Below are 14,250 nucleotides of genomic sequence, written 5' to 3' on the forward strand. Positions count from 1 at the left end.
GCTTAAATCTCTCCCGGTATAAAACTATCCTTTTCGCACACACAATAAATATTCTTAAAGAATTCCAAAAATCCGTCCTCAACAGCAACCTGTTCTAATTTATCTTCCGGCAAATCATAGTAATATTTATTCGTATTTATCTCCAACGATATGCTGTCCAGCGGAAAACCCTCTTTTCTGATTGTACTGTGTGGTTTATCTGTCAAAATAAACTTCTCACTTTCCATAGACGGCTCCATTGCCTCATACATATGTGTATTGTCCATCACAAAGCAAATCGCATTCTTGTATCTCGCTATCAGATTACCATAAATTTTCACCAATCCAGAATAGTAATCTATCATCTCATCATCTGACAAACGCTTTCCGTTTACATTGCGTACATGTACGCCCGGCTGAATCTCATCAGGAACATTATCAAAATACAATCCTGAATCGCACGAAAATACAGGAATATGAAAAGCTTCATAATAACCTTTTGCTTTCAATCGTGCATTTTCAAGCGGAGTATTGCCATTTTCCACTACCTGAGGAATATCCAGCCCATCAGCCTTCAAATCATTTAATCCTATTAATTCTATCCCAATTTGCCTGAGTCTGCTTCTCATCGTAGCTAATTTTGCCTGATTTCCTGTTCCGTATAATAATTTCATTTACTCATTCTCCCCTGATTTTTTGCATGGCTTTCAATCCACCCGTCAGTCATCTCAAAATGCTGGTAATCTTTCGCATGCTCCCAGTCGCCTCCCCACTCAAATCCGTGTTCCACAAACAGCTTGTAACACAAATCGTCATGGTCTATTTTATGAAGAAAATCCACGCTCCTGTCTGTATACTTTTCAGCATTGGCAGGCTCCACATTTCTTCTGCCATCAACTTTTTTCACATAAGGATTATAAAGTGTATTGATGTCAACCGCCAGCCCTAACGCATGCTTTGACAGCGTCGTTGAATAAGAAATGTACCTGAAATTAAATGCCGAAGAATTATTATCTCTCATTGACCTTTCATCATCGGCATCATATTCATCAATCAGGCGGATTTTTTCAATCTCATAACCCGCTTCATAAAGCTGCTTAAATATATCAAGCACGTCATCAGCAATCACTCTGTTCACAACCAGCTCACCAACATGTGTTTCACCATCAAACCCAACATGCAAAACTTTAATATACCTCAAATCATCTCTTGGCACGGTGCAGTTGTCCTTAAATGATTTTCCCTGCATCTTAGCAAATATGTCGTCCGGAATTGGTGATATTGTGAATGTCTGTGTGCTCATGTGCATGCTCCTTTTTTATTATATCTAATATTCAAATGGTACTATCCTGCAATTCTCACATATACATGCCTCGATATTCCAATAACTTCTGCAATATCTTCCTGCATCTTACCTTCCTAATGGTCTATCGACTGTGACAGTTACTTTTGTACCAATTATTACATTATCAGCACTTTTGTCAGTATGCAACACAAACCTTTGATTAGGATATCCAATTTCTTCAATCAGCTCACCTTCTTCAAATCCGAATTTCTTATATAATTTTCTAGGTGCAATTCCTTTAACATCATTTTCTCTAAATGTAGACACAGTTATATCTTTATCTCTGTCAAGCTTATCAAGTGCCTCTTTTAAAAGAATCGAAGCAATTCCCCTTTTTCGATAAGCTGGATCAACAGCCAAACAACATATCATATTATGCTTCCTTGAATATAAAAGTACGCCAACAATAGCTTGTTCGTTCTTCACGCACAAAGCACGTTTGTCATTCATGAATCAATATCTGATGTTCTGCCAAATTCTACCTTCATGTTTTCTATCATTGACTATCTCCTCAAATCTGCTTTGAAACAAAATGTACAATTTCTTTCCCTGGCTCAAGGATATATGGTATCAACTCTAAAGGATATACCTTAGTACCCTTCTTTAAATCTTCTAGTGAAACCCAACAGAAATCCAAATCAATTCTTTCATTATCCAGCTCATCATATCCACGAAACACACCATCTAATGGAATATTATCATCTATCAGATGTACATTATAATATAAGCATATCTGATGACAGGGTCTTTTTCCCCATGGAAAATAAATTTCTCCGATTGCTAACAGATTATCTACCTCTATCTTAGCATGAAGCTCTTCTTCAAATTCCCGTTTAAGAGTTTCCATACTTGTCTCCATAGCCGCAACATGTCCGCCAATAATGGCATAATCATCATTCTTCGGACGCTGTAACAAGATTTTACCATTATGTTTCAATATACCGCCAACTCTGTATGAAAATACAAAATCATCATTTTTAAATAAAATATCCACTTAACCACCTCCCAATCATTATATTTTAATTCACGCACTTATTTTTTATAGCTATATTTATAATACTATACATCATTTATTATTTCAAGTCTGTTTCTTTAAATTTTTTCAAGCTGTAATGATGCTCTTTGTCCAATTTTTTAATACCATTCTTGTAATACTTCCCAATTAGTATATATAATATCAATCCTGAAAATACAAAGTTATTATTTATGCGTAACTCTTTGTTAATATGCTATTGTACTAGTATCAATATATACAGACACTTGGGAACAGCGTAAGTTGGGGGAAATAGTAGAAAGAGTTACTCGAAAAAATCAAGATTTAGTATCTGAATTACCACTCACAATATCAGCTCAATACGGTCTTATTGATCAGAATGAGTTTTTTGATAAACGTGTGGCAAGTAAAGATGTTAGTGGTTATTACTTAATTTATAATGGTGAATTTGCATATAACAAGAGTACATCTAGTGATGCTCCTTGGGGTGCCATAAAAAGACTTGATAGATACGAAAATGGTGTATTATCTACGCTTTATATTGTATTTAGAATAAAAAATGAAGATATTTTAAATTCCGATTTTCTTATGAATTATTATGATACGAATAATTGGCATAAAGACATTCAGGCTATTGCAGCGGAGGGGGCTAGAAATCATGGTTTATTAAATATTGCACCTGCAGATTTTTTTGAAACAGAATTAATGTTACCACAAGATATTGAAGAACAAAAAAATATTGGAAACTACTTTAAATCATTAAATAATCTCATCACTCTTCATCAGCGTAAGTCATTTCTATATTTTTCAAGAATAAATGATTGGGAACAGCGTAAGTTAATGGAAGTGGCAGAGTATCGTAACGGAAAAGCACATGAGAATGAAATAAATGATGATGGTGAATATATTGTTGTTAATTCAAAATTTGTATCAACTAATGGAGAAATACGGAAGTTTTCTTATGCCCAAAATGAACCTTTATATGAAAATGAAATAGCATTTGTGTTAAGCGATGTTCCAAATGGAAGGGCTATTGCTAGAACATTTTTAGTTGATAAATCAGGGAAATATACGCTTAATCAGAGAATTGCAGGTATAACTCCTCATGAGGATACTGATCCATACTATCTATATATTAAGATGAATCGTAATGAGTACTTTCTTAAATTTGATGATGGAAATAAGCAAACTAATTTGTCTATAAAAGATGTGTTAAATTATGAGGATATGTATCCAAGTTATAAGGAACAACAGAAAATTGGAATGTATTTCCAACAACTTGACCACCTCATCACTCTTCATCGGCGTGCGTATTACAATAAAAAAGGAGGACTTACAAATGTACACAACGACAACCAACAATACTATGCTATTCTGTGATTACTACAAACAATGGATTACAGTCTATAAGGAGGGAGCTATTCGACCTGTTACAATGAGTAAATATAATATGGCTCATCAATGGCTTGAAAAACTTATTCCTAACCTAACTATTGGTGAACTTGATCGCTTTTCCTACCAAAAACTTCTTAATGATTATGCAATGTCCCACGAACGACAAACTACAATGGATTTTCATCATCATCTTAAATGTGCAATACTTGATGCCGTTGATGAGGGGCTGATTCTAAGAGATCCTACCAGAAAAGCAATTATCAAAGGAAAAACACCACGCAAAAAGAAACCCAAATATCTTAACCAATATGAACTTCATAAACTATTGGATAATCTCGATTTAAAATCAGAAGTTAATTTAGACTGGTTAATCCTATTAATTGCAAAAACAGGAATGCGTTTTTCTGAGGCACTGGCACTTACACCTAAAGATTTTGACTTGTCACGTCAGATGCTTTCAGTTTCTAAAACATGGGATTATAAAAACCATACCGGTTTTCTTCCTACCAAAAATAAATCTTCTATCAGAAAGATACCGTTAGATTGGCAAACTGTTATGCAATTTGCTGAACTTGTAAAAAGATTACCCGAAGATGAGCCTATTTTTGTAAATGGAAAGATTTATAATTCTACCATTAACAGTGTCCTGGCAAGACATTGCAAGGAAGTCGATATACCTATAATTTCAATTCATGGATTGAGACACACTCATGCATCACTCTTGTTATTTGCAGGTGTATCAATAGCAAGTGTTGCCCGTAGATTAGGACACTCAAATATAACTACAACACAAAAAACATACTTGCATATCATTCAAGAACTAGAAAGTAAAGACATAGATTTAATTATGAGAGCACTATCAAATTTAAATTAATAATAGCAATACGCACGCTAATTTATAGATAAATGAAGAAAGCTTGTAGCAAAAAACTACAAGCTTTCTTCACTTTTATTCAATTAGTGAACCAATTTCAGGCATAAGCATTTCTTTAAATTCTTTAATAAGAGCTCCATTAAATTTGAATTTAGGTAGTGCTTCAGATGTTTCCACTTTATATGTCGCATAATCAGCAAGTTCCTTCAATTTATTTTCATTTGCCAGCTCTCCGTCTTTATAATTATAAGCCTCATATTTAACAGCTTCAAACGGAATATACCACTTTTTCGAAAATTTTTCTATTTCCTTATCTATGGCAGCATAACGCATCTGATTAATGATAACAGACATATCTTGTCCCATAAACTTGGCTTTATCCTGTTCGATTTCATCTAGTACCTGTAATAATAAATCACTTAGTTTAGAATTATCTTCTGCAAAATCTTTTACAATCTCTTTTAATTCCAGTAATTTATGTTCAAATTCTGCCTCATTAAATTCTATATCTTTTTGATCCAAGAAATCTACAAAACCTTGTAACAATTCTACAATGTACTCAAAATCAATTTTAAATTTACTATATGCCACTAAATCATAATCATCTCTAATTGGTTCATCTCCTGTATCATCTGGTGGATCCTTTTTTAATTCTTCAATAACATTATTATAAACTGCAGCATAATCTTCATATATCTGCTGGCTGAATCCATATTCATCCAAGATTTTAGGTTCAAAAGTTGAAAATGATTTCAAATGTGCATAATCATGATCTAAGTCTCTAAACAATTTAATAAATGTTTTCTTTTGTTTCTTAGATAATCCATTTACATCTGCTGGTGTAGGAGCAAATGTTCTTATTGTCTTTAATGATAAAACAAAATTATTAAGTACAGTCTCCCAATCTTCAGCAATCGCTTGTCCTATACCACCCTTAGAATATAACACCAGTGCATCATTTATTTTTTTCTTATATTCTTTAGGACTTCTAAATGTAACAATCTGACCATATTCCTTGTTTTGATCATATAAACGATTTGTTCTTGAAAATGCCTGTATCAATCCCTGCGGACTCATTGGAGGCCTGTCAATAAATAATGTTGATAAACATGGAGCATCAAAACCTGTAAGCAACCTATCTACCACTATTACAATATCAACCTGCTGTTCCCTATCTGCATATCTTTTTTCTTTTCTTGCCAGTCTATCATTTAAATTGCCATTATATGCTCCAAGCCCTTCAATAGCATATTTTGTACCAAAAAGTTTATTATAATATGTTAAATATCTCTTCATGGAATCCTGATTAACTTGTGATTGTTCTTCATTTTCTGATACAGAAAATGTAATAGCAACTTTAGGAAAATCTGGTAAGATTCTTTTTACATCATCACTTATTTTAAGTTCATCTTCCCCTGCTTTAATTTTCAAAATCATATCATAATATTTTTGAGCAATAGCTATAGATTCAACTGTAAGCATAGCTTCATAGGTCTTTCCCCTTCCATTCTGCATTCCAAATTTAGCTAATGATTGATTAATAATTATGTTCAAAACATTTCTCATGTGATTTACACTATGATAATATTTATCTTCATCGTCCTTTGGAATATCTCTAGGTCCAAGATTTTCAACATTAAACCCTAGTACCGCTCCATCATGAATTGCTTCTTTTATCGTATAACTATGAAGGCATGGTCCATATAACTCTTCTGTTGTCTGCGGTAAATCACCTTTTTGTTCGTATCTATTCTCCTCAAATATAGGTGTTCCAGTAAACCCAAACCAGATTGAATTATTGAAAAATTTTTCTATATCTCTCTTTGTTTGAGGGGTTACTGCTCTGTGACATTCATCTACTACAAACGCTACCTTAAGAGCCTTTATTTTATTATATTCTTTTGTTCCCTCTTTAAGTCGTCTGTTAATCATAACCTGCATCTTCTGACGAGTGGTTACAATCATCTGTCTGTTATCATCTGCTAATTTTTTTATCAAGCTACCCACATGTTCAGTATCGTCTACATCAATTGTATCGTTATCTGCATATGACTGAAAAGCACCTTTTGTCTGTAAATCTAAATCTTTTCTATCAATTAAAAAAACAGTTTTTTGAATTGATGGTATATCCATCAAAAGATTTCTTGTAGCCTTATATGATGTCATTGTTTTTCCAGAACCAGTTGTATGCCAGATGTATCCTGATTTACCAGCTTTAGATGCTTCTCTCATTGCTTCAATAGCATGAATCTGGTAAGGTCTTAAAATAAGCAATTTTTTCTTGTCATTATCTAAAACTGTATATTTTGTCACCATCTCATGAGCCTGTGGTATTCTGAGTACAGCTTCAGCAAAATCAATATAATCACATACTGGCATATTTTCTCTATCTATCCAGCCTGTTAAAAACTTTTTATTTAATTCAGTATCTCTTGCTGCTGAAAAATACTTTGTATCAACAGCATTACTAACCACAAACATCTGCACATTTGAAAAAATGCCATGAAATTTTCCTTCAGCTATGTATTTCTTTATCTGACGGTATCCGTCCATATAAGAATGTTCTTTGTTCTTTAATTCAATGTGAATTAATGGTATGCCATTAATTAAAAGTGTAACATCAAATCTCCTGTCTCTTGCATTAACATCATTGTCATCTTTAAATGCCTGATACTGATTAATTACTTCATAAACGCTTGAACCACCTGCCACATGTTCATTATTCATAACAACTAAATGAAGCGTCTCATTTCCTCTTTGAACATGAACATAAACTTTACCATTTTCTCCAACAAGCCACTTTCCTGCATCATAAAATGATGCATGTGACAAATCATTTTTAACTTTTGCAAACTCAGATTCACTAAGTGGAATATCGTCTAATTTAGCTTTGTTATTCTGTTCCAAAATATATTTAAAATTATTCCACAAATCTTCTTCTGTCCTAATGTCTGGTCTATATGTCCATTGAGATTCGCCACTACAAAGCTGATGTATAAGCCTATTTTCAATCACTGATTCTAATTCTGCCATAATCACTTATCCTTTCTGCGGAAACATATTCTGTAACATATATTTTTTAAATTCTTTTAGTTCATCACACTTACGTTGATGAAGAGTGATGAGGTGGTCAAGGTTGCTAAAGTATGTTCCAATCGCCATCTGTTCTTCACTCGTTTTAGGTATTCTGAACTCCGTATTTGATACTAAATTCCAATCTGCACGAGGCATTTTTGAACCTGCTGATTGATTTGCAACATCATCAAATTGTTGTGTCTGTATAAGTCTATAAATGAAACTTTTATCTGTTTCAACTGGTTTAAGAACCCACCAATCTCCTACTGCAATCCCACTAAAATCAGGGTTTAACCAATTATGAAGATATGGTCGCAATTTTCCATAAAGGATTTGTGTACCATTAAAAACAATGCCTGTTTTCTGCTGCTCTTTGTATTTAATATCTTTATTTAATCTGCCTTCTCCTGCAATAACATCTTCGTATTCAACGCTTGGATAAGTAGATGAAGAAACACCAACAGTTGATTCTCGCATTGTAATATTAGCAAACTTACGCTGTTCCCAATCGTTAGTAAATCCAGCAAATCTGATTTCTGGTTTTTTTGCATCTTTTTTCGGAAACATTTTTTGAAGCATAAATTTTTTTAACTTTTTTGTTTCATCACACTTACGCTGATGAAGAGTGATGAGGTTATCGATATTTTCAAAATATGCTGCAATCATTTCTTGCTCTCGAATAGAAGGAAAAGAAACATCTATATTCTTCAACTTTTCAAAGTAAAGATTGGTAACACTTCCCCCTTCCACTCTCATGGCAAATTCATTCTGTAATGTAGCATTAAACATTGTAGCCGTGAACAACGGATTGTTATCCGTGTTGAATACAGAAATCATTTCACCAATCGCTACATCCTTCATAGATAGCCATGTACAGTGGTTATAATCCATAGGATTTTCCCCAACTCGTGGAATTAAAACCTCTGTTCCTTTACTAAATCTAAGGTTTTCTGGCGGCATATTGGTGTAGGAATAAACTCTATCTATTTTTGCTCCAAATTTCGTATAAAGTTCTCCATATCGAATACACGGAATGGTTGCATCCTCTGTTACTGACCATTTAGGGCAGCTTCTTCCGTAATAAAAATCCCCCCAATCCCCCAACTTACGCTGTTCCCAATCATCAGTAAATCCTTTGAATCTAATATTAGGTGTATTTCCCATTCTTACACCTCCTTAAGAATCTCTATAAATTCATTAATTGCTGTTTCTGTCTCAGATGAGCTAAATGTAAGATTATTAAGCATATCCACTAAGGCTGTATTACTTTCCTTAATAGCCTTATTGGTCTCTTTTATACTATTTGTAAGTGCCTTTATATCTACTTCATCCTCTTCTTCACTTGTATCTACATATCTAGGGATATTAAGATTAAAATCATTTGCTTTTATATCTTCATATGAAGCCAAATATGCCAGTTTATCCACAGATTTTCTATTATTATAGAGTTCTAATACTTTATCAATATGTTCTTCATTCATTACATTTTGCTTTTTTTCTTTTTCATAGAGATTAGATGCATCTATAAAAAGGACATCTCTACCCTCCCTATGCTTTTTAAGCACTACTATACATGTTGGAATTGATGTATTGTAAAACATGTTAGCCGGCAAACCAATTACTGCATATATAGAACCGTTTTTCAGTAAAGTCTCTCTGATTGTGCCTTCAGCAGCCCCTCTAAATAACACTCCATGAGGAAGTACGATTGCCATTGTTCCCGTCTGTTTCAAATGATAAAAACCATGAAGCAAAAATGCATAGTCTGCTTTTGATTTAGGTGCAAGTTTTCCACCGTAATCCATAAATCTTTCATCTTGTTTAAACCCTTCTGCCGCAGACCATTTAGCTGAATAAGGAGGATTCATAGTAACAACATCAAATTCTGTCTCTTCATCAGTAGGCCAGTCGGCATCTAATGTATCTCCATTTCTTAAATGCTGATTTTCAGGATGAACTCTATGTAAAAACATATTCATTCTTGCTAAATTATAAGTTGAGGGCATAAGCTCCTGACCATAGTACTTAATATAGTCTGGTTCTGTTGAATAATTTCTACAACTGAGCATTAAAGAACCCGAACCCATACACGGATCATAAACCTGAAGCCCTCTTTTATTTTCCTGCCCCGTCATTGCAATTCTGCAAAGAATCTGTGCCGGTCCATGCGGAGTATAAAATTCGCCCGCTTTCTTGCCGGTTTCCGATGCAAACTGTCCTATTAAATACTCATACGCATTTCCAAGAACGTCTCCTTTTGCGTGAATTAAATCTGCTCCATCAAGTACTTTTATCACTTCTGCTATTGTAGCACTCTGTTTCTGATCTCCTGTTCCTAATCTGTTAGAATACAAATCTACATCAGCAAACAATCCATTAAATAATTCATCTGATTCCTGAATACGATTAAATGCTGCCTGTAATTTCTCTCTATTAAATGAATTTCCCTTAGCATCATTTAATATACTTACATATGTCATATCCGGTTCAAGTGTATAATGCATTGACTCTCTCAATTCCTGTAACAAATCCTTTGCATCCTCTGTTTTCATTACTTCTTCATATTGTTTTTGTGCTTCTTGTAAATCATCAGGCGTCTCGTCATTCAGCAAATCGTACACCTTTGCTAAATATGAATCTGATAAATATTTATAAAAAATTAATCCTAATAAATATGTTTTGTACTCATTCGCATCCATCTTTCCTCGGAGCACATCTGCCCCACTCCATAATACCTGCAATAAATCTTTACTTTCTGCCATTTTTTAATCCTCCTCAAGTTTCCTTATAATTGTAAGAGTTAATTTCTTAATATCCTCTGCCTGCTTTATCATTCGTCGATTTTGCACTAAAGACTGCCTATATATTTCACCAATCTTATGTTGCGTTTCTATATCAGGCAATCTTATTTTCAATTCCCCTACTATTTTCATATTTAACTTTTTTACACTTAAAGTTGTTCCCTGATGAACCATTGCTATTTGCTGTTTAAAATCCTTTCCCTCATTAAATTGATAACAAAAATACCACTTATCCAGTATTTGCTCATTAAATTCGCATTTTAGAAAATTTGATGTAATACATTTATCTTTATTATCAACTGAAACCGGAGCCACCTTTGATTTTATAAGATTGATGATACATTCTGATTTATTACTTGGCTTTGTTATTCCATACAAATCATTTTCGAAATCCTCTAACGAATACAAAATTAATTCCGGCTCTTTAATTCTCGTAGGATTTTTACCTATTGTAAAGCTAACTATGTCACTTAATTGTTCTAATTTCATCGCAGCCCCTTTCTGTAATTTAGCTAAATTACATTTTTATAATATCATATTAACCAATTTTGTCAATATGTAATTTAATCAAATTACATATATCAACTAATTATCGAGCCTATCTATTATTGGTGGAATTTATATTATAATTTTTATTAATTACTTCAATAAGAAGATTTCTATTCTGCGTGCTTCCTCTTATCATAATCTGATATTCAAAACGCCACGGCATCAATATTAACTTCATTAAAATTCAGTACATGACCGAGAATAATTAAAAAATATCATATAAGAATTTTCTATATTCCTATATGATAAAAATCACAGTTTCATATTAACATTTATAATAATATTATTAACCACTTTAGCCCATAAATAATTTCATCTTTAATATTATATAATTAAATTGCATTAATTGAGACATATATTTAATACTATTTGTGCCCATTACTATAACAGTTTAATACTTAAATTAACTGTTTTCCCTTCATATCTATCAGCCCTACTTTTCATAAAATTATTATATCAAAAATACAATAAAGAATCTATATGTCTATTTATTCATAATAATTTCGAGAATTAAGATTAGTTTTGAAATACTTTTACTGAATTACCAATGCCACTTTCCTTATTCACAAATAAACCTCCATTAGTCAAAAACTTTTCCAGCTTGACTTAGCTTTACAATTTACATGGTAATTGCACTATATTAAAATTGGTATCACGAAAATTCATACTTATCAAAAACACAACTCCCGCTTATCATACGTTTTTATTTCACAATTCTTATACTAATTTCAACATTGCATTGTTTGGGAAATGTCATTTTAAAAATAAGAATTCCGCTGTTGCTGCTGTCCGAAAAAAGTGACTCCCCATATATCAGCAGTTTTGTCTACATTTTGGTGGCAACAATTATTACTGTTTTCATCTTCAATGTGTTCCATATCATATCCGTAAAGCAGAAATTTCAGACAACCTAATCAAACAAATTCAACTTAACATTAGCAACAACAGTAATACAAACACTATATTCATTTTTTGACTAGTGAATCGTCTGAGGTATCCAGGTTAACCTATCGGCTAACCAGCTCCAACAACACAAACTGCATTCATATTGGCATATTCTTTTATATATCACACTTCTATCTGGGCACTTTAGAAAATTTAACATTCTGTAGATGTAATGCCGAATTTCCACAAGCCAATTCCTTAATATTCATAATTATGTAAATCACTCCATACAATGGCATCGCCCCAATTAGAGAGACTTTTTTCCAGTTTATTCTTCTCATTCATTTTTATATACTACCATGGTACTTTTATCAGTTGGAATAGCCCTTATTATTTGTCCATTCAATAAATCGTTTTATCTATAAATCCGCTTCTTCTTTTGTATTTATTTTCAGGAGCTCTTTTGCCAGATTATATAACTCTGTACCTGCCATTGAATTAGGTCTTGATGTCGTGTAACGCTTTACCTGGCAGAATACATGGAAAACGTATCTTTGATGCTTTGCTCCGGACCATACTTTTTCGAATGCCTTTGCGAACCCTATTCCGTCGTCAGATACAACCATTCTCGGTTCGGCTATTTGTTTCATTAAAGACGTCCATGCAGCAGCATATTCATATCTGCATAAATACCAGCCAAGGACATATTTATCATCACAACAGATTAAAACGCACGCTTTTCTTCCCAGATAAATACCATCAAGATACACGACATCCCTGCTGTTCTCGACTTTAGGCTGCATAGGCCATATATTCCAATATTTAGCGGTTTTGTGTCTGAATGTTCTTCCATCTCTGTGCATCGATGATTGGGATTCTTTGCCAAACAACCAATCCAAGAAGATTTGCAGTTATTTGGCAGAGTTGTCTATTTTGTGTGTAACTGATGAATTGCATTTTCTGCAAAGCCAACGCTGTGACCCTGCTTTTGTTTTTCCGGCTTTAATACATTTATTTCTACATACAGGACAATTTACTTGATTCATTTAATCTTCCTCCGTTGTTGCTGTTTCAAGGAAGATTAAACACTGTTTTCCCCTTTATTTGCAAGGGATGCAGGTGTTTTTATCAACACGTTTTGTCCACCCTCAAAGTTGTTTCAAAAAAGATTGAACCACCCTCAGCCCTTTAATTTCAAAGGCTGAGGGCGGTTTCTATCAACACATTTTGTCCTATAGGTCTTATTTTCGCTTGCTCTTCCTCAAATAGTTTTTCTCTTTATCTCCAAAAACAAGCAATGCTATAATCAAGCTAACAAATGACAAATTGATTATCTGTTGTTATTTCAACCCTGCCGCCTTAAACTTTTCCAATCTGTAATGGTGTTCATCATCCAATTCCTTAACACCATTTTTGTAATCATATCCAAATTTTCTATAAAATTCCGTTGCTGTAATAGATGCTGGTATCTCAATTCTGCTTGCTCTTACATAAAATTCATCCGTTTCTAATGTATTTATGATTTTTCTTCCAACACCCTTTCCATGAAATTCCGGGAGGACAAAAATTGACAAAAGTATACTTTCTGTTTCACTTTCCCAAAAACTTGAGATAGAACCTGTTCCAATTATTTTTCCATCAAATTCAAAGACATACATATGTGCATAACTTGCCACACTCAGAACCTTTTCCACATTGTAAACCTTTGCAAGTTTCTCCATTGCTGATATGCCATAATCTTTACTGTTAACCTCTAAGAAATTCCTGACAATAAGATTTCTGACCTCTTTGGCATCCTCTTTCTTAAATCTCCTTACCTCAATATAACTCTTTACATAAAAAACTAATGTCATATTTTCATTTACAACTATTTCATCTCCAGTTCGAACAAATCCACATTTTTAATACAAATGGCAATTCTTCTCTTCCTGCTTGATAGTGGATAACCACCATTCTATTGTATTCGGATAAATATCAAATAATTGTTTGATTACGTTACTGGCAATCCCTTTATTTTGAAACTTTGGAATAACAAAAATAGGAGATATCCAATTTACATTCTTGTGTACTTTTTGCCCTTTATGCCATTTAACTCTTACAGCTCCAGCTTTCTCACCATTAAACAAAATAAAATAGAAATCCGAATTATCATCAACTATCTTCTTTGTTATTGTTTCAAGACTTTCTTTCGCCGGACTTGTAGCATCATCCTGATATTTTTCATATAAGGGCATAAACGCTTCTATCTGCAGTTTATGCAGACATTCAGCATCTTCTCTTGTTATCAGTTTAAGTTCAATTAAATCATTCATTTTCTGCACCTCTTTCTTGTAAACATAAAAAATCGCACCAA

The 14,250-nt window shown here is 33.2% G+C and carries 12 protein-coding genes and 1 pseudogene; 2 read left to right on the top strand and 11 right to left on the bottom strand.

Going from position 1 to position 14,250, the window contains the following annotated elements:
• Nucleotides 1-2: 2 nt before the first annotated feature.
• From H8S01_RS01490 to H8S01_RS01505, 4 genes are all read right to left on the bottom strand, one after another.
• Nucleotides 3-653: a non-canonical purine NTP pyrophosphatase gene (locus H8S01_RS01490; RefSeq protein WP_186835920.1), complete on the bottom strand. Its 651-nt coding sequence runs from the start codon at nucleotides 651-653 to the stop codon at nucleotides 3-5.
• On the bottom strand, nucleotides 650-1,282 hold the full coding sequence (locus H8S01_RS01495) for a M15 family metallopeptidase (protein WP_186835921.1): 633 nt from the start codon (nucleotides 1,280-1,282) through the stop codon (nucleotides 650-652). Before H8S01_RS01495 ends, H8S01_RS01490 begins: the two co-directional genes overlap by 4 nt.
• Nucleotides 1,283-1,390: 108 nt before the next feature.
• A complete protein-coding gene (locus tag H8S01_RS01500; RefSeq protein ID WP_243204167.1) occupies nucleotides 1,391-1,774 on the bottom strand; it encodes a GNAT family N-acetyltransferase in 384 nt (127 codons plus the stop codon).
• Nucleotides 1,775-1,835: 61 nt separating this feature from the next.
• Entirely contained in the window at nucleotides 1,836-2,318 is a 483-nt protein-coding gene (locus H8S01_RS01505; protein ID WP_186835923.1) for an NUDIX hydrolase, read from the bottom strand.
• 252 nt (nucleotides 2,319-2,570) lie between these two features.
• Here H8S01_RS01505 and H8S01_RS13895 point away from each other — a divergent pair, with 252 nt between their 5' ends.
• Together H8S01_RS13895 and H8S01_RS01515 are read left to right on the top strand one after the other, a co-directional pair.
• Nucleotides 2,571-3,698: a restriction endonuclease subunit S gene (locus tag H8S01_RS13895; protein WP_330605464.1), complete on the top strand. Its 1,128-nt coding sequence runs from the start codon at nucleotides 2,571-2,573 to the stop codon at nucleotides 3,696-3,698.
• Nucleotides 3,658-4,587 (top strand): site-specific integrase, encoded by a 930-nt coding sequence (locus tag H8S01_RS01515; RefSeq protein ID WP_186835924.1) that lies wholly within the window; start codon nucleotides 3,658-3,660, stop codon nucleotides 4,585-4,587. Before H8S01_RS13895 ends, H8S01_RS01515 begins: the two co-directional genes overlap by 41 nt.
• A gap of 75 nt (nucleotides 4,588-4,662) precedes the next feature.
• On the opposite strand, the gene H8S01_RS01520 is transcribed toward H8S01_RS01515, so the two are convergent.
• From H8S01_RS01520 to H8S01_RS13980, 7 genes and pseudogenes are all read right to left on the bottom strand, one after another.
• Nucleotides 4,663-7,620: a type I restriction endonuclease subunit R gene (locus H8S01_RS01520; protein ID WP_186835925.1), complete on the bottom strand. Its 2,958-nt coding sequence runs from the start codon at nucleotides 7,618-7,620 to the stop codon at nucleotides 4,663-4,665.
• Between the two features lie 6 nt (nucleotides 7,621-7,626).
• Nucleotides 7,627-8,826, bottom strand: a complete 1,200-nt coding sequence (locus H8S01_RS01525) for a restriction endonuclease subunit S (RefSeq protein ID WP_186835926.1) — start codon at nucleotides 8,824-8,826, stop codon at nucleotides 7,627-7,629.
• Nucleotides 8,827-8,828: 2 nt separating this feature from the next.
• Nucleotides 8,829-10,424: a type I restriction-modification system subunit M gene (locus H8S01_RS01530; RefSeq protein WP_186835927.1), complete on the bottom strand. Its 1,596-nt coding sequence runs from the start codon at nucleotides 10,422-10,424 to the stop codon at nucleotides 8,829-8,831.
• 3 nt (nucleotides 10,425-10,427) lie between these two features.
• The gene (locus H8S01_RS01535; protein ID WP_186835928.1) at nucleotides 10,428-10,952 is read right to left on the bottom strand and encodes a restriction endonuclease subunit S; all 525 of its coding nucleotides are present in this window, start codon (nucleotides 10,950-10,952) and stop codon (nucleotides 10,428-10,430) included.
• A gap of 1,203 nt (nucleotides 10,953-12,155) precedes the next feature.
• Nucleotides 12,156-12,943: pseudogene (locus tag H8S01_RS01540) on the bottom strand (transposase-like zinc-binding domain-containing protein).
• 294 nt (nucleotides 12,944-13,237) lie between these two features.
• Entirely contained in the window at nucleotides 13,238-13,750 is a 513-nt protein-coding gene (locus H8S01_RS13975; RefSeq protein ID WP_243204168.1) for a GNAT family N-acetyltransferase, read from the bottom strand.
• A gap of 48 nt (nucleotides 13,751-13,798) precedes the next feature.
• Nucleotides 13,799-14,209, bottom strand: coding sequence for a GNAT family N-acetyltransferase (locus tag H8S01_RS13980; RefSeq protein ID WP_243204169.1), 411 nt, complete (start codon nucleotides 14,207-14,209; stop codon nucleotides 13,799-13,801).
• Nucleotides 14,210-14,250 lie beyond the last annotated feature (41 nt).

The sequence above is a fragment of the Lachnospira hominis (ex Liu et al. 2021) genome, from assembly GCF_014287955.1.
Classification (GTDB): domain Bacteria; phylum Bacillota; class Clostridia; order Lachnospirales; family Lachnospiraceae; genus Lachnospira; species Lachnospira hominis.